General features: G+C 44.9%; 28 protein-coding genes. 11 read left to right on the forward strand and 17 right to left on the reverse strand.

Annotated features, from left to right (window positions below; translation table 11 throughout):
- Nucleotides 1-36 precede the first annotated feature (36 nt).
- A complete protein-coding gene (locus K6Y21_RS15960; protein ID WP_233072883.1) occupies nucleotides 37-1332 on the reverse strand; it encodes a hypothetical protein in 1296 nt (431 codons plus the stop codon).
- A gap of 212 nt (nucleotides 1333-1544) precedes the next feature.
- On the opposite strand from K6Y21_RS15960, the gene K6Y21_RS15965 reads away from it, so the two are divergent.
- Both K6Y21_RS15965 and K6Y21_RS15970 read left to right on the forward strand, forming a co-directional pair.
- Nucleotides 1545-2489, forward strand: coding sequence for an MBL fold metallo-hydrolase (locus K6Y21_RS15965; protein ID WP_233072884.1), 945 nt, complete (start codon nucleotides 1545-1547; stop codon nucleotides 2487-2489).
- Between the two features lie 146 nt (nucleotides 2490-2635).
- Nucleotides 2636-3808 (forward strand): serine hydrolase domain-containing protein, encoded by a 1173-nt coding sequence (locus tag K6Y21_RS15970; RefSeq protein WP_233072885.1) that lies wholly within the window; start codon nucleotides 2636-2638, stop codon nucleotides 3806-3808.
- 47 nt (nucleotides 3809-3855) lie between these two features.
- Here K6Y21_RS15970 and K6Y21_RS15975 read toward each other — a convergent pair whose 3' ends face one another.
- Nucleotides 3856-4200, reverse strand: a complete 345-nt coding sequence (locus K6Y21_RS15975; RefSeq protein WP_233072886.1) for a MerR family transcriptional regulator — start codon at nucleotides 4198-4200, stop codon at nucleotides 3856-3858.
- A 98-nt stretch (nucleotides 4201-4298) separates the two neighbouring features.
- Between K6Y21_RS15975 and K6Y21_RS15980 the strand changes: the two genes are divergently transcribed.
- Complete coding sequence (locus tag K6Y21_RS15980; RefSeq protein ID WP_233072887.1) at nucleotides 4299-4946, forward strand: SRPBCC family protein; 648 nt, start codon at nucleotides 4299-4301, stop codon at nucleotides 4944-4946.
- A 28-nt stretch (nucleotides 4947-4974) separates the two neighbouring features.
- Here the strand turns inward: K6Y21_RS15980 and K6Y21_RS15985 are convergent, their stop codons facing one another.
- The 6 genes from K6Y21_RS15985 to K6Y21_RS16010 form a co-directional block, all read right to left on the reverse strand.
- Nucleotides 4975-5457, reverse strand: coding sequence for a P-loop nucleotide/nucleoside kinase family protein (locus K6Y21_RS15985; RefSeq protein WP_233072888.1), 483 nt, complete (start codon nucleotides 5455-5457; stop codon nucleotides 4975-4977).
- Nucleotides 5458-5477: 20 nt separating this feature from the next.
- Nucleotides 5478-6116 carry a glutathione S-transferase family protein gene (locus K6Y21_RS15990; RefSeq protein ID WP_233072889.1) on the reverse strand — a complete coding sequence of 213 codons (639 nt, stop codon included), beginning with the start codon at nucleotides 6114-6116 and terminating at the stop codon, nucleotides 5478-5480.
- Nucleotides 6116-6658 carry an eCIS core domain-containing protein gene (locus K6Y21_RS15995; RefSeq protein WP_233072890.1) on the reverse strand — a complete coding sequence of 181 codons (543 nt, stop codon included), beginning with the start codon at nucleotides 6656-6658 and terminating at the stop codon, nucleotides 6116-6118. The genes K6Y21_RS15990 and K6Y21_RS15995 overlap by 1 nt, the downstream gene beginning before the upstream one ends.
- Nucleotides 6659-6734: 76 nt before the next feature.
- On the reverse strand, nucleotides 6735-7025 hold the full coding sequence (locus tag K6Y21_RS16000; protein ID WP_233072891.1) for a hypothetical protein: 291 nt from the start codon (nucleotides 7023-7025) through the stop codon (nucleotides 6735-6737).
- 91 nt (nucleotides 7026-7116) lie between these two features.
- Nucleotides 7117-7845, reverse strand: a complete 729-nt coding sequence (locus K6Y21_RS16005; protein WP_233072892.1) for a glutamine amidotransferase-related protein — start codon at nucleotides 7843-7845, stop codon at nucleotides 7117-7119.
- A 25-nt stretch (nucleotides 7846-7870) separates the two neighbouring features.
- Entirely contained in the window at nucleotides 7871-8323 is a 453-nt protein-coding gene (locus K6Y21_RS16010) for a MarR family winged helix-turn-helix transcriptional regulator (RefSeq protein ID WP_233072893.1), read from the reverse strand.
- A gap of 126 nt (nucleotides 8324-8449) precedes the next feature.
- Here K6Y21_RS16010 and K6Y21_RS16015 point away from each other — a divergent pair, with 126 nt between their 5' ends.
- From K6Y21_RS16015 to K6Y21_RS16030, 4 genes are read left to right on the forward strand one after another with little or no spacing between them, the layout of a single operon-like run.
- On the forward strand, nucleotides 8450-8671 hold the full coding sequence (locus K6Y21_RS16015; RefSeq protein ID WP_233072894.1) for a thioredoxin domain-containing protein: 222 nt from the start codon (nucleotides 8450-8452) through the stop codon (nucleotides 8669-8671).
- A 27-nt stretch (nucleotides 8672-8698) separates the two neighbouring features.
- A complete protein-coding gene (locus K6Y21_RS16020) occupies nucleotides 8699-8920 on the forward strand; it encodes a thioredoxin domain-containing protein (protein ID WP_233072895.1) in 222 nt (73 codons plus the stop codon).
- A 50-nt stretch (nucleotides 8921-8970) separates the two neighbouring features.
- Nucleotides 8971-9750, forward strand: a complete 780-nt coding sequence (locus tag K6Y21_RS16025; RefSeq protein WP_233072896.1) for a hypothetical protein — start codon at nucleotides 8971-8973, stop codon at nucleotides 9748-9750.
- Between the two features lie 9 nt (nucleotides 9751-9759).
- Nucleotides 9760-10020 carry a DUF2024 family protein gene (locus K6Y21_RS16030; RefSeq protein WP_233072897.1) on the forward strand — a complete coding sequence of 87 codons (261 nt, stop codon included), beginning with the start codon at nucleotides 9760-9762 and terminating at the stop codon, nucleotides 10018-10020.
- Nucleotides 10021-10760: 740 nt separating this feature from the next.
- Here the strand turns inward: K6Y21_RS16030 and K6Y21_RS16035 are convergent.
- The 5 genes from K6Y21_RS16035 to K6Y21_RS16055 all read right to left on the reverse strand — a co-directional run bounded on the left by K6Y21_RS16035 (nucleotide 10761) and on the right by K6Y21_RS16055 (nucleotide 15064).
- Nucleotides 10761-11063 carry a hypothetical protein gene (locus tag K6Y21_RS16035; RefSeq protein WP_233072898.1) on the reverse strand — a complete coding sequence of 101 codons (303 nt, stop codon included), beginning with the start codon at nucleotides 11061-11063 and terminating at the stop codon, nucleotides 10761-10763.
- Between the two features lie 11 nt (nucleotides 11064-11074).
- Nucleotides 11075-11335: a Rho-binding antiterminator gene (locus tag K6Y21_RS16040; protein WP_233072899.1), complete on the reverse strand. Its 261-nt coding sequence runs from the start codon at nucleotides 11333-11335 to the stop codon at nucleotides 11075-11077.
- A gap of 67 nt (nucleotides 11336-11402) precedes the next feature.
- Complete coding sequence (locus K6Y21_RS16045; protein ID WP_233072900.1) at nucleotides 11403-12608, reverse strand: glutamine amidotransferase; 1206 nt, start codon at nucleotides 12606-12608, stop codon at nucleotides 11403-11405.
- A gap of 54 nt (nucleotides 12609-12662) precedes the next feature.
- Entirely contained in the window at nucleotides 12663-14027 is a 1365-nt protein-coding gene (locus K6Y21_RS16050) for a YncE family protein (protein ID WP_233072901.1), read from the reverse strand.
- A gap of 29 nt (nucleotides 14028-14056) precedes the next feature.
- The gene (locus K6Y21_RS16055; protein ID WP_233072902.1) at nucleotides 14057-15064 is read right to left on the reverse strand and encodes an FAD-binding oxidoreductase; all 1008 of its coding nucleotides are present in this window, start codon (nucleotides 15062-15064) and stop codon (nucleotides 14057-14059) included.
- A gap of 229 nt (nucleotides 15065-15293) precedes the next feature.
- Between K6Y21_RS16055 and K6Y21_RS16060 the strand changes: the two genes are divergently transcribed.
- Complete coding sequence (locus K6Y21_RS16060) at nucleotides 15294-16223, forward strand: diiron oxygenase (protein ID WP_233072903.1); 930 nt, start codon at nucleotides 15294-15296, stop codon at nucleotides 16221-16223.
- Nucleotides 16224-16254: 31 nt separating this feature from the next.
- Here the strand turns inward: K6Y21_RS16060 and K6Y21_RS16065 are convergent, their stop codons facing one another.
- On the reverse strand, nucleotides 16255-16833 hold the full coding sequence (locus K6Y21_RS16065; protein ID WP_233072904.1) for a MarR family winged helix-turn-helix transcriptional regulator: 579 nt from the start codon (nucleotides 16831-16833) through the stop codon (nucleotides 16255-16257).
- A 190-nt stretch (nucleotides 16834-17023) separates the two neighbouring features.
- On the opposite strand from K6Y21_RS16065, the gene K6Y21_RS16070 reads away from it, so the two are divergent.
- The 3 genes from K6Y21_RS16070 to K6Y21_RS16080 are packed head-to-tail and all read left to right on the forward strand — an operon-like array spanning nucleotide 17024 to nucleotide 19211.
- Nucleotides 17024-17284, forward strand: a complete 261-nt coding sequence (locus tag K6Y21_RS16070; protein WP_233072905.1) for a DUF2024 family protein — start codon at nucleotides 17024-17026, stop codon at nucleotides 17282-17284.
- 48 nt (nucleotides 17285-17332) lie between these two features.
- Nucleotides 17333-18532: an NO-inducible flavohemoprotein gene (hmpA, locus tag K6Y21_RS16075; protein WP_233072906.1), complete on the forward strand. Its 1200-nt coding sequence runs from the start codon at nucleotides 17333-17335 to the stop codon at nucleotides 18530-18532.
- Nucleotides 18519-19211, forward strand: a complete 693-nt coding sequence (locus K6Y21_RS16080) for an MOSC domain-containing protein (protein ID WP_233072907.1) — start codon at nucleotides 18519-18521, stop codon at nucleotides 19209-19211. Before hmpA ends, K6Y21_RS16080 begins: the two co-directional genes overlap by 14 nt.
- 153 nt (nucleotides 19212-19364) lie before the next feature.
- Here K6Y21_RS16080 and K6Y21_RS16085 read toward each other — a convergent pair whose 3' ends face one another.
- The 3 genes from K6Y21_RS16085 to K6Y21_RS16095 are packed head-to-tail and all read right to left on the reverse strand — an operon-like array spanning nucleotide 19365 to nucleotide 21230.
- Nucleotides 19365-20153 carry a GNAT family N-acetyltransferase gene (locus tag K6Y21_RS16085; protein WP_233072908.1) on the reverse strand — a complete coding sequence of 263 codons (789 nt, stop codon included), beginning with the start codon at nucleotides 20151-20153 and terminating at the stop codon, nucleotides 19365-19367.
- Entirely contained in the window at nucleotides 20143-20601 is a 459-nt protein-coding gene (locus K6Y21_RS16090; protein WP_233072909.1) for a DMT family transporter, read from the reverse strand. The genes K6Y21_RS16085 and K6Y21_RS16090 overlap by 11 nt, the downstream gene beginning before the upstream one ends.
- The gene (locus K6Y21_RS16095; protein ID WP_233072910.1) at nucleotides 20598-21230 is read right to left on the reverse strand and encodes an NAD(P)H-dependent oxidoreductase; all 633 of its coding nucleotides are present in this window, start codon (nucleotides 21228-21230) and stop codon (nucleotides 20598-20600) included. The genes K6Y21_RS16090 and K6Y21_RS16095 overlap by 4 nt, the downstream gene beginning before the upstream one ends.
- Nucleotides 21231-21312: the final 82 nt, after the last annotated feature.

Below are 21312 nucleotides of genomic sequence, written 5' to 3' on the forward strand. Positions count from 1 at the left end.
CAAACCCAGCGATTTGCTGAGCTTGATCGAACACCTCTAACCACGACGCTTACACCATACTAAAACCGCTAACAGCATGATCCAAAAAGCCATGCCGCCACCTCCAGAGCTTGAATCGCCGCTTGATTCACTGCCTATATCAACGCTATCACTCGGCTCAGGCTCACTAGGCGCTTCACCTAACGTCATGCTATTGCTATAGACAATTTTATCGTAAACCATGGTTTCGGTTGCCGAATCAACCACCACCAGTATGACTTGATATTGACCATAACTTGGCGGCGTGTATTCCGTCGTCAAGGTGATATCTGTATAGCGGCTACCACTTGTGAATACGCCATCAGAGTTATTAAAATCAGTAAAAGGTTTGCGCGCTATGATGGTCGAGCCATTGACCTCGCCATCTTTACTGGCCAGCCAGAGCAAGGTAAGTGGGCCAATACTCTGGTTGCTATAATTCGCCAAACTCGCGATTTCAGCCGACAACACCCCGTTCGCAATATTGACACTCGATTGCCCTTCAAACGTCATTCCACTGGCCGTTAAATCTGGCGAGCTCGGGATCACATTGCCATCTTCATCGAGATTATCTTGCTCAACCCCTTCGTCGGTGATTTGAAACAGTTCAATCGTAAAGGTAACTGGCATCGGCTCATCATTGAGGTTACGTAATGCTAAATAATACTCCCCAGGGCTGAGCTTGATTTCATAACCGCCCGGTTGGTTAGCACTGGCGATGCTGCCAAAGTCGGTGTAGTACTGAAACTCTTGGTTAGACGTGAATGCGCTTAATTGGCTAGAAGGAATAATAAAGGTTTCAAGCCCAAGGCTAACGCCGTCAACCCACAAGCGATAACCTTCGTTGACAGTAAGCGAGTGATAATACTTTGCTCCCGCTGAGATCTGCTCGGCACGTGTCATGGCATCAATGCGCGTCGCATCACTGTATGTTTTGTCACAATCGAGTTCGATGGAATAGCGGCTCTCGCCATCCAGTCTATTCCTTAACGCCACCGCATAATTACCCGCCGGCAATGAAATACCTTGGGTGCCGATTTTTTGCGAAAAAATACTATACGCCCCCACACTCTGACCATCAATAAAGCGCTGGACATCAGCTTCATCAATGACGGTTGCATCAATGCTGCCAACCGCAACCACGCGAAAAACGAACTCACCAACCGATCCCTCTGGCACCTCAAAACCTTGATACCAGTAATCACCTTGAGCCGAAAAGCGTGCGTCTTGCCGCGCAATAAACGCCCCTTCGCACGATGCCATTGCCTGATTAAGGCTCGCAATAAATAAAATAAACCACCCTATCGCTCTCATCTTTTTTCCCTCACCTATGCCATACCCGAAATAAAGTGTAGACACGGCGCTTGAAGGTCACAAAACAACCAACCAAATATCAATTAAAGATGAGAGCTAGGTAACACATCTATTCAATTATGAATGGGCAAATGCATTTTTAGCGGATTAACAATCAATTATTCATAGCTAAAATCGTCATATCGACATTTATTTATACAATGGAAAGTAAGATGAAAAAACGCTATGTATGGTTAGTTATCGGCCTACTGATAACACTGGCTTCCCTCATTGCCATCAGTCAGACTCGCGCCACTCTCCATCAAGTCAGTGAACAACCACAAGGGAGCGTCGTCACTGAAGCCGAAATGCTGGCGCGCCTAGCTCAAGGTACTCAAGTACCGTTTACGCGATTTGTTGCCGCCGATTGGCAAGTGCCATTGTCGGGTCTAGTCAACTTAAACCACCCCAAAGCCAAGCAAGCCAAACTCGTTGATAAAAATGAAGCCATTCACATATTTGCATATCATATCCAACATCCCATACAAGGGGATTATTTAATCGATACCGGGGTGTCGGCTCAACTATTAGACGACCCAGCTAAGTTCGGGATCAACGCCATATTGCATTCACTGTTTGGTTTTGAGTTGTTAAACCTGCATCAATCCACCCAAGCCTATCTTGCCGCGGCTCAGCGCCCCGCCATCAAGGGCGTGTTTTTGACTCACCTACATTTAGATCATATTTCCGGCCTGCCCGACCTCGCTCTAGAGACCCCCATCTATGTTGGCAACAATGAAGGGCAAAGCCGTTATTGGATGAATGTGGCCACCCAACACGTGATTAACTCACTACTTAAAGGCAGGCCAGCACTACAACAATGGCAAGGCGACATTGTCGATATTTTTGGTGATGGCTCGGTCTTTGCCCTGCATATGCCGGGCCACACGCCCGGATCGACCGCGTATCTGGTCAATGCCCAAACCGGCCCCGTATTAGTGGTGGGTGATGTCTCTCATACCCAATGGGGGTGGGACAACCAAGTCGAGCCGGGACAATTCACACAAAACCAAGCGCAAAATCAAACCAGCTTACAACAGCTAAAAAGCTTAGCCGCACAGTTGCAGCAGCAATATCCTAGTAGTCAGGTCATGCTAGGACACCAGTACTCGCGCTAACCCTGAGTAAAGCGGCAATAAGAACAAGGTTTATACCCAATCATCTTGACCCCATTAATGGGGTCAAGATGTTCATAAAAAAGCATTACAAAAACATCAAACCAATATAAAATACGAGCGATATTATCTATTTAATTGAGAAAACCGTGAAATACCTATTTTTGTTCGCTCTGTTGTTTATTTCTGCCTGTGCCACCAAACCACCCCAAGTGTATAACACCAGCCCCATTACCATGGACGCCTATGGCAGGGGCTATTACGGTGGCCATAGCGAAGGTCAACGTAACCTGCAGCAAATTCCAACATTAAAAGATACCCTCACCACAGCACAAAAACGCGCACTCGATAACTTTACCGCTTATGCTAGTCGCGATAACAATCATGCTTTAGGTGGCATGGTGGTGTACCATAAAGGGGTACCTGTCTATAGTTGGTTTGACACGGCGAATGGCGCCGTCAGTAATGAAACCTACCAAACCAATTCATTAACCAAAAGCGTGACCAGCTTACTACTGGGCATTGCAATTGACCAAGGCTTTATCAAGAGCGTAGATGATCCTGCCGCTCGCTATCTAGGCTCGTTAAGTCAATACTTCACCGGTGCTAAGGCCAATATCACTATCAAAGACTTACTGACGATGACCGACGCGATAAGCTGGAATCAGCAGCTATATAAGAGTGACGGCAGCATTAACACCAACAACTCGATTGATAAGATGTTCTATGCGAGCAATCCTGCGCGATATGTCGCCTCTTTACCGGCTAACTCAAATGCCACAGGCAGTTTTGCTTACGGCGAATGGCAGCCCTTTCTTATTGGTCAAATCATCCAAAATGCAACGCAAACCAATTTATTTGATTTTGCCCAGCAGCATTTATTCACACCTATGGGCATTCAATATTGGCATTGGCACACCTTTGGCGGTAACTCCTCACCCAATACCAATGGCGGTGTTTACCTCACCGTATGGGACCGCGCCAAACTAGGGCAAATGCTTCTCGATCAAGGGAAATGGCAGGGTAAACAAATCGTTTCTCAGCAGTGGGTAGCGCAGTCGACCCAAAATCAACTCGCCAAGCCTTGGTCTGCTTGGGCTGGCAGCTCCTATGGCTACTATTGGTGGCTTAACCAATATAATGTTGGCCAACAGCAAGTTAGCTCTATCTCAGCTCTCGGTTGGGGCGGTAACAGTATCATCGTTTATCCCGAGCGAGATTTAGTGATTGCCACCATGGGCGGTGACTACGATAGCAGCTCAATGGCCGGGTTTGAGCTCAATGAATACCTCGCAAAGCGCGTGGTGACAAGATACTTTTAAACGCGCATTGAGGGAGTCAGGATCAGCCTAAGCCAAATAGAACTGAATTAAGCAACCTGCTCCTCCATCGTCTGCTTCAAGTGAGCTAATTTTTGCTTTAGATAGCATTTAGCTTGCTGGAGCGACGCTATCTTTGTATCGATTTCGGTCAATTGCTCTTGAAAAATAAGCATTTTTTGATCATCGCTAATCACTCCTTTTTCCCATGGGTCAAGTAATTCCACCACTTGGTTTAACGTCATCCCGATTGCCTTAGCATGCTTAATTAGCTCAATCCGCGATAATGAACTCGTTGGATAATCGAGGTATCCATTAGCCAATCGAATCGGCTTAAGCAAACCTATCTTAGTGTAATGGCGAATCGTGTCCCGATTTAAGCCACTTTTTTTCATCAGCTCATTTTTCAACATTTTTTTCAATCTTGCGGTTGGCTAGGGGCTATACACCATACTTTAAGATCTGCGCACTTATCTACCTTGGAGAAGACCAAATGAAAAAAATAGTTATCCCGATAGCAATGAGTGCGCTAATGTTTGCCCCTATCTCTCAAGCAGCAGGGCCAACCAGCCAGCAAACAAGTTGCTTAGATCAATCTCTCGCAGAATTAGCCAAACTCCCCTTGCCCAAGTCACAACCTAACACGGTACTGGTATCGGAACGTATCAGCATTCCCGCTCCTGTCGAGGAGGTATATCAATACTTTCAATCATTTCCCCTAGCCAAATTGCTGACCGAAACAGACTCGGTTGCGGGCGTGGCCTACACTCAAAACTTGAAGGGGGAAAACTACCTGCTAGCAGGCGACAGACGCAGTGTTTGTCTGACATCAGGATATGGTGCAATAGAAGAGTTAACCGACAATCAAAACAACCGCTTTGCTTACACCGTATGGGCCTACACACTGCCCGATGCCGCCGCTATCGCTTATGGTGAAGGTGAGTTTTTATTTAAACCGCAAAATGGCACCACAGAGATCATTTGGAATTATCGCTTCGCGTTAAAGCCAGATTCCTTCCCTGGGAATTTAATGGCGCCTGGACGTTGGTTATTCGACCTCACCTTTGCTAACAGCGATTGGCGAACATACATGCAACAAGGGCTGGTCAATTTTAAGCAAGGGGTGCTGAGCGAGATTTAGACAAAGGGTAACAACTTAGTGGCTATGCTTAATCGCTCTCTAAGTCGACTTGATAAATAGTCTCTGTTTCAAGGGGTGGCTCAAACCAAGACCAGAACAAATCCAGCATCTCGGGCGTCATGGTATAGCTTTTGCCGTCATCTTGAGTATTGCGCCAAAGCGCACGCTCCCGACAAATCGCGAAATCCGTTGCAAGATAATGGATTTCGCTGCTCATGCCATGGTTTTTTGCCCATAAGGTGAATTGTTGACGATCCCTTTGCGTCCAAAAACCAAAATCAAAAATCACAGGGACCTTTAAGGCATGCAATTGCAATGCAGCCTGTTTAAATAAATCTTGTAGCACGGCTAAACGGCGATCAAAGTCTTCGCGCGACATATGCTCGCCATACAGCGGGATCATCCACTCATCTATCGAAAAGCGAAATGCCCCTTGCTGCTGGGCAAGTTGATTAGCGTAAGTGGTTTTTCCTGAGCCGATAAAGCCACAAATAAAGGTGATGTCTGCCATTGTTTAAGCCCTTAAATGATCTAACCAAATGCCGCTAAGCTGATCCCTTCTACAGCGCACACCGACTGGATCACGGGCTTGGTAGCCATGCGCTTTAGGTAAGCCGCTAAATGGGGAAAATCGAATGGTGAAGGATTCACGGGCAAGGCCCAGCCCGCCAACATAAATAAGAAATAATCACAGGCCGTTAACCTCGCCCCTAACAAATATGGCTGATGTGAAAGTTGAGAATTGATTATCCCTAAAGCTTCACTAATCAGCTTATCTTGCGCAGCGATCACTGCTGCCCAGCCTGATTCATCTTGGGTATGGCGCTGCGGGTAATAACGCGCCATTAACGCGGTTTGCAAGGTATTGTTTAGATAAGCCAACCATTGAAAAAACAACGGCCGCTGTGGCTCATCTATCGCAGGCATCAAACCGTATTCGGGAAAGAGCTCGCAGAGATGAATACAAATCGCGCTACTTTCAAAAATAGCTTGCTGGTCAACCAATAACGTCGGTATCCGACCAGCAGGGTTGAGCGCTAAATATGCCGTCGACTTTTGTGCTTTCGCTTTTCTGTCCACCAGCACTAACTCATAGTCGGCCTGAACATGATGCAAAATAAAATGCGGCGCCAAACTGGCATTATTTGGCGCGTAATAAAGTTTATACATTACTTATACTTAGGTGCTTCGCGATAAGCTTCAAGCTCCATCGGTGCCTTGCTGTAACCATAAATAAACAGCTGCATTAAGTACTGTTTGGTTTGCTCGTTTAAGCCTAACTGCTCGGCTTGGCGCACGTGGATTAGCTCATGAGCCAACAACTCGGTATTTTGCTTTTCGCTATGCTTGATCCAAATGCCATAACCATAGGTGTAAGCGGCCATCATGGGAGAGCTATAACCGTATTTTTTGGCTAACGCTGCAAGCTCCGGATCTTGTGGGAAGGGTAGCGTGTCAACATAGTACACTCGTACTTTTTCAGCATCCTGTAACCCTATTTTATCGGCGATGACTAATTGTGCAGCAGTTAAAGGACTACCTTTTTGCAGCGCAACTTGTTCATTTTCAGTAACGAAGGCAGTGGCCGCAGGCATGATTTGATCGACGTAAGTCACCAGCTCGGCGGGCGGGTTGGCATAAATTTCATCACGATTAACACAACCCGATACGGCCAGTATTAGCAATCCCAGAGCCATTATTGTTTTCAGCACTATTATTCCCTTAGTTCTGTAGGGTTAAAACGATAATACCGCCATTTTGCCTACCAAGATCTTAATTACAAGGGAGCTAAACTAGGGCTGTGATCCAGCTATCGGGTTCTGCCACAATAAACTCATAGACTTGCTGATCGACCAAGGTCACACGAATCGCATCCGTGGTAATAGGAATAATGCCGCCTCCCTTACCCAGACATCGAGTCACCGTACTGATTTGTTCCGGTTTAAACACATAAGGTCCAAGCCCAAGCTGTTGATTAAACGGGGTGAATCGAACTTCATCCCCCGTTAACACTAATTTCCCGTCCGCCCTTGCCACCCCCTGCTGAACGGTGGCGATAGTCGATTTAATGATAGTCATAAGCTAAGCCTTATAGATCTGTACACTAAAACCTTGTTAATTAAGCAAGTTAAACATAGCGCCAAGCTGTCTTATTGGAAAATGGCTGACCTTAACGGCAATAATCAATGACTAAGTGGTCCAAAAATCCCATCAGCAAAGCATTCATCTCTCGATGATCATGACCCATGATCGTCTGTGGCGTTTGCACATAATCATCAGCCTTGGCTTGAGTGATATCACCAAGGGCATTTTCGATTAAGTGGGATAAGGTGTCATGTGTGAACTCTAAATGGCACTGAAATCCATAAACTCGATCTTGGTACTGTACTATTTGTCTCGGGCACCCCTCACTCGTTGCAAGTATCTTACTATCTGGTGTTAAACCCGGCATGTCATTATGCCAATGGCCGACCACTTCTTGCGTGGCAAAATGTGCCAGTTTCGAATTTTGTCGACCCTCGGGTGTCAGGTTAATCGAAAAATAGCCGACTTCACGATGTGGGCTATGTTCAAATTGGGCTCCTAATGCTTCACCAATTAACTGCGCCCCCAAGCAGACACCCAATACTATCTTGTCGGCCTCTATACACTGCTTAATCAGAGCGGTCTCTTTTTGTTTATCAAAATAAGCGCATTCGCTGAGCGTAGTAGCAGGACTTTGCGGTCCGCCCAAGACAATGAGTATATCAATCTGATCAGCGTCTAAAGGTAGCGGCTCCTGTAAATATACTCTGGAATAACTCACTCGATAGTCCTTACTGTTAGCCCATAGCAAGAATGCTCCAGGCCCTTCAAAATACTCGTGCACGATAAAATGAACATTAAGTTTCTGTACCATCTCTTTATTTCCTTCTGTAGTGAATCTATTCATAACTGGTCTTGGAATCAGTCAACTGACCTTGAATATCCGTAAGCAAACCTTGCAATTGCTGTTGTAATAACTCTCCTTTGGTGTGTTCGGCATTTTCCAACGCCTGACGAATAGTTTTTGGGGGAATAGCAATACGCGCTAATGACATACCTTCAGGTGTTAACTCAAGGTGAACAATGCGTTTATCTGTCTCATCACTGCGCTTTATGAGCAATTTTTTCTCCGCCAACAGAGAAATTGACTGTGAAGCGCTTCCCTTCGTAATACCAAGAAACTCTGTGACATTGGCGGGTTTGTTGGTTTTATGATCTGCTCGAGATAAATAAAATAGTACTTCTAAATGAACAGGTTGCAGTCCATATTCCAGCCCAGCTAAACGCAATTCGTTACGAAATAGCATGCATATTCTTTCTAGTGATTCGCCAATGTTGTCTGCTTTTCTCATTACTGTCCTTAAAATTTAATAAAGTTTTTAATCGAAACCATTTGACAAGAATAATCCCTTCGCTACACTAAGTAAAGTTTCGAAGCGAAACCTTTTTTTAAGAGACCAAATCAAGAGGACATGAAAATGAGCAAACCCATTTTTTACCATGCTGGCTGCAGCATCTGTGTTGAAGCCGAGCAAGAAGTCGCTAAAGCCCTTAACGCCGAGATCGTGCATTTAGGTGAGCAACCTGAACGCCTAGCAGAAGCTGAAGCGGCTGGTGTGCAATCTGTACCAGCGGTGCTTCTTAACGACGGCGTATTCCACATCAACTTCGGCGCATCTTTAGCCGATTTAAAAGCATAAATTAGAGAACTAAAAAGGAAGAAGACCATGAGCAAACCCATTTTTTACCACGCTGGCTGTACCATCTGTGTTGAAGCCGAGCAAGAAGTCGCCAAGGCGCTTAACGCCGAGATCGTGCATTTAGGTGAGCAACCTGATCGTCTAGCTGAAGCAGAAGCAGCTGGTGTGCAATCGGTACCAGCAGTGCTACTTAACGGCGGTGTATTTCACATTAACTTCGGCGCATCTTTAGCCGACCTTAAAGCTTAATGACATTTTGGGCAGCCTATTGCTGCCCTTTAAACAAAAGGATAAAGACAATGAAACAATTTCTTGCAACAGCCGTAGCAACAGCCATCTCTTTAGGTCTTAGCAGCAACGCATTAGCCGGTGGCGATCATCATGGTCACATTAAAAGTGAAGCCAATACTAAAGTCGCCAGTGAATTCGACCTTACCCATGCTAAAGTCGTAAAAAATGCCGCTTCACTTACCTTTCAAGCCGAAGTGACCGATAAATTAGGTCAAACCAAACCTAAGGCAATTGGTAAACTAGGTGGCTCAGAAGTCTACAGTTATGTATGGCCGACCAACTTAGACTCAGAAGTAGTTGGATTTGAAAAAGGCCAAGGTATCCTTGCCCTTGCAGTTACCTCACATCCAGATTTTGATGATACTCCTAAGTTCGATGAGAACTTAGATGGCGACAAAGCCAATGATGGCAACGAATGGCATTCTCACTGGGTGGTATTAACCAAGGATGAATCTTGTGGTGGCGGCCTTAAAGTTAAAGATATTCCTGAAGGCCAGCAGCCTAAAATGCCAGCCACCTGGCCTGGCCTTCCAATCTACATCGACAGCCCAGGTTACACACCTGAATTTGTGAAAAACGAAGTAACGGTTGAAGTACCAACTAAAGATCTGTCATTCCAAGAAGACTTCCAATTCGATGCTGTTACAGCGGTACTGCAAGTGAACGACAGTGTTCACAACCCACTACTATGTGTCACCGCCGTTAACGATGTCGCATCGGGTGACTTGTCACTACCAGGTAAAGTCGTTGCCCAACACCCAGCTAAAGCCACGGCAAATAAAGGTTAAGGAATCATTATGTCAGTTCATGTTTTTGATACCTATGCATATACCAGCAAAGGAAAGCGACTTCACTTCGATGTGTTGCTACCCACTAAAGATGCTGAGTTAGCACTCACCACAGCAAGAAAATGGTTAACAGAAATCGGTGAGGCCGATGCCGAAATCCGTCGTGGCGGTTGTGCCTTTTGTCACACCTCTATCTCTGTGCCTGAGTTTGATGAAACAATCAAACAGCAAGGGTATGCCATCTACAAATTAGAAGGTTGCCCAGCATAACGAGAGCCTCTCCTCCTTGTATCATCTTTAGCCAAGCTCAAGCTTGGCTTTTTTATGCTTCACGCCAGACAATTCAAGATGCAAGGACCAGAATCGATTATTGTGTTCAGTTTGGCGCCAAAAGGCGCCGTAATAACAAACCTAAAGGTCGAGCCCTTTTAAGTTTCGGCCCTCGGTTACCCCATTATTAATGACGTTCGTATGACTGCAGAAAAGTCAATTAACCTAGCGAACCCAGTGTTAATATCCTATACGTGAGTTCATCTATTTGTCATTGATGATGACTTAACGTCAGCCTCCCTGCAGCACGTTGCACTAATTAAAGCCCCATTTATGATTTAACGACAATGATGTATTTAGGCTGCCCCCTAGAACAAGACAGGCTTGGATTACAGGGCAAACGCATGAATGTTTTTTATGCTACAGGTGGTGTTTTCTTAGTCGAATATCTGCCGCAAGGATGCGGCAGTTAAGCCATCAGGGATGATTTCACGGCGCTTCGAATAAGAAAATTCCACCTTGTTAGCTAGGTTGATTACATTTTATACGTTCATGCGCTCACCCTGGCTTGGATTAGCGTTAGCATCAAATTGGAGCATTTAGCTGACATGGGGTAGCTGCTGTAATAGCTTATACTTGGGGCCCCAAACAGGCCCAGATAGAAAGGAAACCCTCGTTTCACTAGCTCGATTGAGTCTCTTATTAATGGCTAATGATACTCACACTCGAAAAACGAGTTGCTAAGATGGAGCCGTTGTAACCTCTGTTGTCGATTGCACGAAAAAAGAGCGACAACAAGTCAGATCCGATGGACTGGCAAGGGTGTATGAGGCTTCAACACCAATCAAACGAATGCCTTGAGCATCAGCAGAGAGAATTCTATTCTCTCCAGATTTTTTAAATAGTGTATAACTAAAGCCAGCTGCCTTTGGGAAGCCGACTGCTATATCACTTAGCACAGCCGTTGCATTCCTTCGATTAATCGCAATCTCACACCAAAGCTGGTTATGCTTTAGCACGGTCACCTTGTAGTCATCATTCATCACACTCTCCTCTATCTTTTCAATTCAAGCAACTCAAAATACGGGTTTATTGTTAATGCCTTGATACTGCAAATCCGATCTAAACGAATTGGCGAGCCCGGTAGTCCTTGCGGCTCAAGAAGCATCCATTCCGCTTGATCCTTACTGTACACATTCATCGCTTTACCCTTAATAATGGAACCATCATCCTGCACTATCTCAATTTCGAGCTTATTCGAGCAGGCAATCTCTAAATAATCATGCAATGCACAATCTATTGGCTGATATTTCATCTTTACTCCAAGTTGCAGATATAAAAAAACCTACCCGAAGGTAGGCCGTGTCGCACGGTTTAAAAAACTAGGCCAATGCAGCTAAAGCGGCTTGGTAATCAGGCTCATCAGTAACTTCATCCACAAGCTCCGCATAGGTAATTTGATGATTTTCATCTAGCACCAGCACTGCTCTTGCATACAAACCAGAAAGGGGACCGCCTTCCATTTTTACGCCATAGCCCGCTCCCATACTTTGCGTTAGATAATCAGATGCAGTGATGGCATTTTCAATCCCTTCGGCCGCGCAGAATCGGCTGTAAGCAAATGGTAAATCGAGTGAAACAAACAACAAGTTAGTGTCCGTTCGATTGGCTAACTGCTGACTAAACGTTTTAAGTTGAATAGCACAAACAGGTGTATCAACACTTGGGAAAATGTTTAACACTAGTTTTTTACCTAGTAAGTCGGTGCGCTTTAATTGGCCGAGTTTACTATCCACTAGATTAAAATCAGGCGCCTGCTCGCCCACTTTTGGGAACTGACCCAATGCCTTAATGTCTTGCCCTTTAAATTTAAGTACTTGTTGCTCAGGCCGTTGCCATCCTTGTTGCTGTAGCCAATCTTGCCAAATTTCGGCAGCAATCGGCTGTAGCTTAGCTCCCACTTCAGCAGTATCAACACGTAGACTTGTTACATCAACACCCGCTGTGCTGCCAATTTCGCCGGTATGGCCGATGAACCACTGTTCCATTGCATTAACCGTTACTTCTGGGTGAAACTGCATAGCTAAAGCAAAGTTTTCGACTGCAAATGCTTGGTTGGGGTAATTGTCATTACTCGCTAACAACGTCGCACCAGTAGGTAAATCAAACGTATCACCATGCCAGTGTAAAATCGGTTGCTGACCTAGTTTAGTCAGTGGGTTAGATGCATTATCGTGCAAAGTTAACCTGCCCCAACCCAATTCTTTTTGATGCCCAGGGTAGACCTTGGCGCCCATCGCACGCGCGATAAGTTGCGCACCCAAACAAATACCAAGTAAAGGCTGCTTGTCTGCTAAACGCTGCTGAATCAGGCTTATTTCATCACCAATGAAGGGGTATTCCGCCTCATCATAAACGCCAATAGGGCCACCAAGAATCACCAATAAATCACAATCATTCACTGTCGCTGTGATCGTGTCTTTGCCCGCTTCAATATAATTAATCTGGGCATTAAACTGGGCCAAAACTGGCGCAATGTTACCTAAATCTTCAAACGCTAAGTGTCTAATGACGTTAACTATTTTCATTTATTTCACCAAAATATTGATAAAGGGCGACTCTGCCGCCCAGTATAGGAAGGATTAGCGAGTCGCACCCGAAACGAAGCCACCGTGGGGCATCGTCAAACCATCAGCAGCGCCATACACTTTGACGATAGTGTCAGTTTGGGTATCTAGTTTAAGAATGTATTTCGAGGCATAGCTTGAAACATAGATAAAGCGTTGATCCGCCGTGACACCTAAACCGTGCGACACCGAAAAATCAGCTGGTAAACCTTGCCCTGGTGCGAGTCGCTTAATTAATGTTGGATTGTTTTTATCGCTCAGATCGTAGATAGAAATAAATCCATCATCACCATAGCTATCGTCTATAGAATCCTCTTCAGCTATGTAAAGCTTACCTGCAGCAACAGTAACATCAGACGCAGAGCGCAATACCCCTGCATCAGATTCATAGTATGCAGTCCCTAAGATAGGCCATGCTTTTCCTTCCCAAGCATCAATCATCCAAATACTCGGCGGGATAATTCCTACCCCTTCAGGAGTGTTTGAGGTAGGGCCAAATTGCATCGACGCAGTGACCGCGTAACGTTCGTCAATCCAAGTGTTAAAGTGAGTAAAAGCAGCATAAGCGTGCTCGTCACCTAGGCGGATTTTCTTCTTCAGTGTCAATGCACCCGTTTTCTTATCAACTTCAAACAGGTCAATATCGCCATCATCATAGTAGTAACCCGTTGATAAACCTAACGTGCCTGATTTATTGAAGAAAACGCCATGGGTTTGTTCGGTAACATCATCAATGATAATAGGATCTACACTCGCGAACTCTTGTGTTTTGGTATCAATCACTCGCACTTTATTATCCGACCATTGGGTAAAGTACACATACTTAGAGTATGGCAATATGGTCGGCCCATGTAACTGAGTCATCGCAGGTTGAGTCCAACTGGCTATCGGCTGCTCCGGTGAAGTTTGTGTTGGCGTGTTGTAAGTTGAAACGGTATTAGCTGGCTCTGCTTGCAACACCTTAGTGATTTCAAGATCGGCTACACCTTGATTCCAAGCATAATCATTCACCTTAATCACCACCACATTTGCTGCATGAGTGGCAGAAGCATCTATCGTTACATATAACCATTTTGCATTTGGAGAAATAAGAACATGCTGTGGACGACCACCAGGCCAGCCAGCAAGCGAATCCAATCTTTGCTGAATGATGATGTCGTTGTCGGCATTAATAAGAATAATTTCCGACTCCATCATATCGACCGCCGCCATGACATTCTTTAACTTAGCACTCAGTGCTAACGGGCGATAGCTCTCCAGACTAGGGGTCGTTTCAGAACTAATTTCAACTACCTGAGGTAATTCCGTTTCCGATTCACTCATCGCATAAATTGGACTAGTAAAGGCTAACATTGAGGCTAGCATTAGGGGGTGTTTCATTTTTTTATCCTTAAAAAATAGAAAGTTAATTAAATATCCAGCACTACATCACTGGAAGGTTGACTACAGCACAGCAAAACCATGCCTTGATTTACTTCATCGGGGAGAATTCCCCCCAGATCTTGCATATTGACGCTGCCGGCTGTTTTAAGAGTACGACAAGCACCACAGATACCGGAGCGACAGGCATTTTTGACAGCGACACCCGCTTTCTCCGCTATTTCTAATAAACTCTCATTACCATTTGAATTCACACTAATACCGCTACGTGCAAAATTGACCTTGTAAGATGTGGAGTCATTGTTGTGTTGGTTAACTGAAGGTTGTTCGGGTGATACAAACGCTTCTTCGTGATAATGCTGAAGATCAAAATGGCAACCTGTTAAATATTCCTTAACTGCGGCCATATAAGGAGCCGGTCCACAGATATAGACTTCTCGCTCCTTAATATCCCTAACTAGCGCATTGAGCCAAAGTGGGTCGAGGCGTCCGCTAATCCCGTGCCAAACATGGCCAGTCACATTCTCAGGAATCACAGTTAAAGTCAGGCCCGGTATTTGTTTTACCAGTGCAAGTAATTCCTGCTGCTCAATAATCTGGTCTGGGCTGCGCACACTAAAGATTAAGTGAGCATTGACTTCTGCCGCCTGATTACGCCAATGGCGCAAAGTCGATAGATGGGGGGTAATACCGCTTCCAGCTGCGAGTAATAGCAGCTTGCTATCTTCATTTTGACTAGGAATAAAATGACCAAAAGGCCCGCTGAAAGAAAGATCCATCCCGGCATGTAGCTCATTGTGAAGCCAGTTTGAACCCAGCCCCTCAGGAACAGCACGTACAGTTAGAGAAAATAGATCCGAGCCTGTCGGCGCAGAGGAAATGGTGTAACTGCGAACGATATTTCCATTAGAGCCGGGTAACAGCAGACTAACAAATTGGCCAGGTTCAAAAGAAAGTTTGTTTTTTGATTTAAAAACAAAGGTTTTAACGCCTTCAACATCCTGTATCACGGCTTTACAAATTGCTTTGAACTCCATAACTCTTTCCCTGAAATTGGTTTCGAGTCAAAACATTAATGGTTGAATTTTATTTTTGCAAGCCTTTTTTTATATATATTTTTTTTAATTATTCTGTCGCAAAAAAGTCATTGAAATATCGTTTTGAATCGATACTATATTGGACGGTTGCAAGATATGCAACATTCTGGACACATATTTAACGAAATGATAACTGTGCTGTAGAACAATAAAGGAAGATAACTACACTATGAATATTTCAAGTACTCACGCAGACAACAAGATCCTCGCCATCATCAATGGACTTACAAACCTTTGGAATAATCGCGCCAAGGTTTTAGAGGGTGACCCCAGTGTTGACCTCACATTTGAACCAGAAAAAGCGGATTTCAAGGCAGAGCTATTACCATTTTATAAGCATCCTCTATGGCAGAATGCCCCTGCTGACTTGCAGCAAAAAGTGCTATCTTACGGCTGGATTATTTATAACGAAAAGACCATCCAGATTGAGTCAAAATTAATTGCCCCGGTTTGCGATTTATTGATCGATGGCGAATACCCTGGCTCGGTTAAAGATGAGATCCAGCATGCCATCAGTCAGGCTCTCGTAGATGAAGCATTTCATACTTTAATGGCGGTTAAAGGCATCAACATCGTTTACCGAGAGCGGCATTTGCCACGAGTTAAATTACCTAAATTTCAATTAATTAGTTGCTTAGAGTTGATGTTGGAAGAGTGTCAAAATGAATTTGAACAGAAGTTAGTCCGCCTTGCCGTCGCTTGTGCATCTGAAACATTAATAACGGACTACCTAGGCTCCCTGTCTCAAGATCCCATGTTACAACCCCTTTGTTATAAGACAGTCGAAGCTCATGCCGCAGACGAATGGAGCCATGCGAGTGTGTTCTCCTATACCATGGCCGAGATTTTTTCACAGTTGAGCGAACAAGAAAAAGCGTTATATCTCGCTACATTACCGAAAGCAGTGCAAGCATTTGGTGATGACGAGCTAAACGTATGGGAAGTGGTATTGGCAGCAATCAACTTCCCTGATTATGCAAACATGTTAGCTGATTGTCGGGAGCGTAACGCCCAAAACATCAATGTGGATATTCAAGGCATTGCAAAATTATTGAATAGCTTAGGCATTGAAGTTTCCACTGAGAACTTAGCAGCTTAATGGTGATGGGTGGCGAGCCAACTTGCCACCCTTACTCACCTATTTTTTGTACCTGATGTTCTCGACAAATTAACTCGCCAAACTTATTTGGTAATTCTAATTGGGTCAATTGACACAAAAAAACGGTTTCACTTTTGGGTAAATGGTGCATGCAGGATTTACATAAACCAAAAGATCCGGCGCTGGTTTCGCGTTGAATATCGATTAGCAATGACTCTAATTGCTGTTGTAGAGAGCTCTGCTGATTTTCATCGCATTTTTCGAGCGCATTGCGAAGACTTGGTGGCGGCATGGTTTCAGCAGCGATAGCCTTACCTTCCTCTGTCAAGCTCAAATGATAAACTCGTTTATCTTGGCGATCTTTTGTTTTTATTACGTAACCTTTGCTTTCCAGCAAACTAATAGATTGAGAAGTCGTACCTTTGGTTGCACCAAGAAAATCTTTTACGGCTGCTGGCGTATCACTGAATTGATTACAACGACTTAAATAGAACAACACCTCTAAATGTACGGGATGCAAGCCACGACTGAGACCAGCTTGCCTCACTTCATTACGAAATAACGTACTGATGCGTTCTAATAAATCACATATTTTACCAGCGTCTGCCATCGATTTAATCACTTATGTTTTTATTCGAAACAATGTTGACAAGTATAACACTGTAGTTAAAATACACAATGTTTCGTGTCGAAACCTAATGGCAATTAATCGTCATTCGTAACAGTGAAATGACGCTTAATCTCAGTGTTATTAGTTAGACCAGCTGTTTTTAAAAGAAAAAATATTTTAGGAATTTTTTATGAAGCTTCATGTATTTGACACATTTGCGTACAGTCCAAGTGGCAAGATTATCCACTTTGACGTTCTCATCCCTGAGATGAATGAATCTCTTGCACACAAGTTTGCTCTGCAATGGTTGGCCAGTATCGGAGAGCCTAATGCGACGATTAGGCCAACGGGCTGTACTTTTTGTCATACAGCGGCAAATCTACCTCAATTTGCCGATGAAGTGACGCAGCAAGGCTTTGCAATCTACAAACTTGAAGGCTGTCCAGCTTGATTCAACGCGGCTAGCCTTCCTTTTATAACTAATTATTGAGTAATACCTATGTTAAGCCAGCAGACTATCGACTGTATTAAATCAACCATCCCATTTCTTACGACCCATGGAACAGATTTAACTGAGCACTTTTATCGACGCCTATTTACCAATCACCCTGACTTGCAGCATATGTTTAACAGGTCCAACCAAGCGTCAGGACGTCAACAACAAGCACTCTTTAATGCAATTGCCGCATATGCGCATTATTTAGACGATCTACCCGCTCTCACCACAGCGGTAGAGCGAATAGCACAAAAACACAGCAGTGTGTTGGTAAAGCCGGAACATTATGATGTCGTGGGACAAGAGTTAATCGCAACATTAAGCGATTTAGGAGGAGAGTTAATTACCCCAGAAGTCACCCAAGCTTGGACAGAGGCTTATCAATTCTTAGCAGGGATATTTATTCAACGAGAACGAGATATTTACCAGCAACAAGCAAATGTAACGGGCGGTTGGCAAGGATTTCGCGCCTTTATCATTAGCGAGCGTCGCGAAGAAAGCGAGCAAATCCTGTCTTTTACACTCACACCCAAAGATAAGCGTGCCGTTGCTGAGTTCCAACCCGGCCAATACATAGGTGTGCAAGTGAGAGCAACAGGACAAGCATACGATGCGATCCGCCAGTATTCTTTATCCGATGCCAGCAATGGTAACGCTTATCGAATCTCAGTGAAGTGTGAAAACGAAGGTGAGGTTTCTACTTATCTTCACCAGTTACCTGTAGGTAGCGAAGTAAATGTCACCTCTCCAGCAGGGGACTTTTTCCTCACGCTCCCGCTCTCGTCTCCAGTTGTACTTTTATCTGCTGGCGTCGGCCAAACCCCGATGCTGAGTATGCTTAATAGTGCACTTAAACATCAAAGTGAACATAATATTTATTATCTTCACGCTTGTTTAAATGGTCAGCAGCACGCTTTTTCACAACATTTGAAAACGCAGCGAGCCCAGCACCCCAAATTACATAACTGGGTATGGTATGAATCGCCCTTAGTTGATGACTTGGTAAGTGAAGATTATGATTACAAAGGCTTAATGAACCTCAACAAGATTGCAAATGAGCTGCCTTTGCAAGAGGCTCAGTTTTATTGCTGTGGCCCTGCTGGGTTTATGTCAGAAGTGTATCGCCAATTACGTGCACTTAATGTTGCAGCAGACCGTATTCATTATGAAAACTTTGGACCCCACATAGATGCAAGCGCATAACGTCACCGTGTTGTCCGGCCAGATCCAGCGTCTCGACTCTGGCCTTCACAGCGCTATCAACAAACGCCCTATTCAACAAGCAACCGAACTGCTTGAGTTAGGATTAGCATGTGACCAACAAGCCGATCAAAAACACCATGGCGGCGCCGAGCGGGCCTTGCACCTTTACCCGCTTGAACACTATCCAATCTGGCAAGGGCAATATCCCAGCCTGACCTGCTTTGAGCCCGGCGCCTTTGGTGAGAACCTATCTACCTTAGGGGCAACCGAATCACAGGTATGTATTGGCGATGTTTTTCAGCTGGGCGATGCCGTCGTGCAAATCAGCCAGCCAAGATCGCCTTGCTTTAAATTAAATCAACGCTTTGGCATTAGTAATTTAGCCTTACAGCTACAACTCAACGGTTTGGGTGGCTACCTGCTTAGGGTACTACAACCCGGTAAACTCATGCCACAAACACAATTAACGTTATTGTCGCGTGAATACCCAGAGCTAACGGTACAAAACGTCGCTTGGCAGTTTTTCAATAACCCACTCAATCATGCCTTTTTAGAGCGCTTACTCGATTGCGCTGCACTATCAGAAAGCTGGCAGATTAAAGCACAGCAACGACTGGCTACGGGTATGGTTGAGGATTGGAATAAACGGCTATTTGGTTTTAGCCAACTGCAAGCGTAAAGCAAACCCATAAATAGTTGTTGAGCGATGAGTGATATTTTCTTAGACGAATATCTGCCGCAGGGAAGCGGGCGCTTATCCTGAGTGCAACCCACTCCCTAATCACTCAACTTAAATACATCTAACATCTAAGTTGTCAGCATGGTCGGCGCCTTAGGCTTGCTGATAATTGGTGATGGTAAACTGAGTCACAAACCCCAGCTGCTGATATAAAGGCAACCCAGCAGCAGAGGCCTGCAACACCAAATAACGCCCTTGCCAATCAGCACAAATCGCGATCAAGTTTTGCATTAAATCGCGCGCAATCCCTTGGCCTTGGCAAGCCGGTTTGACCCCTACCTGATGTAACCCTATCACCTCGCCGGTTTTATACAGCAAAGCACTCGCCACCGCTTGTTGCCCTTGATATGCCAATAACACCTTAATATCGGGATCTCTCAGTAGTCCCGCAATCACAGCCCTGTCTATTTGATAATTAAAAGCCGCGCTCGCCACGTCCAACCATAGCTGTAACTCATGCTCCGAGCTCACTTCCACTAGGCTAAAATCGCGGCGTTCACTGGCCTTATAATCGACCTTGGGATCTAATGTTTTATACATGGCCACTTGTTCAAAGCTTACTTGCCAGCGCTTCGTATCCAGCACCAGCTCAATTTGCGCCGCATAATCATCAGCAAATTTTGTTGCCCTTGGCCAAAGAGACAAAAAAGCATGCTCAGGTGCCTGCACTAACCCAGACAACGCCTCTGACGTGAAATGTTGGCTATTGAGTTCAAGCAAAGGCCTATCCAACCAGCAGCGATAAGGCCAACTCAGATTCGTTTTCCACTCGGTGTGGCCTTGAGACACTAAGGTCTTCGCACCGTATTTTTGCCATAATTGGGTTAAATTAGTCAGATTGGCCTGATCCATATCCATTACATCACCCACTTCAGTGTCCATTGCTCGGCTCCAAATTCAGTAAAAACACGCCAAAAATAAGTGTCACGGCACCAATCAGCTTGACTAAGCTCAAGGGTTTGACCGGTAAGTCGAACCAACCAAAATGGCTGGCCAGTACAGCAATAATAATTTGCCCCGATAGCGCATAAGACATCATAGAGCCGACGCCCATCTTAGGGATCAAATAATAAAACATCGCCACGCCAAAGGCGCTCAGCGCACCTCCGGAAAACCACAAATAGATAGGCACGGCGCGCACCTCATGCCATTGCGGATATTGCTTAGTGGCCGTTAATAAGGCTGCCACCGTAAAAAGGCAGCTACAAAGAAATGCCACACTGGTTGCTAACATCGCACTTTTTAACAACACGCCCAGCTGCGCATTCATGCTGGCTTGCAGCGCAATTGCACCACCCGCGGCAAGGGCTAACACAGCTAGCTGGCTCATGATGCAAACTCCCAGATAATATCATCATAGTCAAAGCGCACCTTAGGGCGGTTAGCTTGTTGATCATCTTGATGGCGACGACCAATTGGGCAAATCACTGTGGTGGTTAAACCTAATTCGGTCAAGCACAACACCTCGTCATAGCCAGCGACATCTATACCTGTCATCGGGCAAGCATCAATTTGCAGCAGCGCTGCGCTGGTAACAAAATTACCCAATGCAATATAGGCTTGTTGCTTGGCCCACTCTTGCTGCTGAGCCGTAGTTTTAGCTGCCAAGGCAGATTTCATATGATCGGCATAACCACTGATAGCACTGTAATCTTGGTTAGTTACCGATAGATATTTATTAATATAGCGATCCACCAAGGCATCATCTGCCTGATTAGCTGCGGCAAACACGACGAGATGCGAACTTTCTAACACCTTATTTTGACCATAAGAAAATGGTACTAACTGAGCGCGTAAAGCCTTACTTTCAATCACGATGATCTTGTATGGTTGCAAACCGTAAGCGGATGGACTCAAACGCGTCGCTTCAAGTAATGTCTGTAATTCCTCAGCGGAGACTTTCTCGTCACTAAATTGTTTTACGCCATAACGCCAATTCAATGCATCTAATAGTTTCATCTTGTTTTCCTTGTTTGTGCCTAGAGCGATAAGTTAAAAAGCAGGCTAGCTGCTGCTGACCATAAGCAGATTACTGAGCCTG

Origin of the sequence: Motilimonas eburnea, from assembly GCF_021295345.1 — a bacterium.
GTDB lineage: Bacteria > Pseudomonadota > Gammaproteobacteria > Enterobacterales > CBDFNC01 > Motilimonas > Motilimonas eburnea.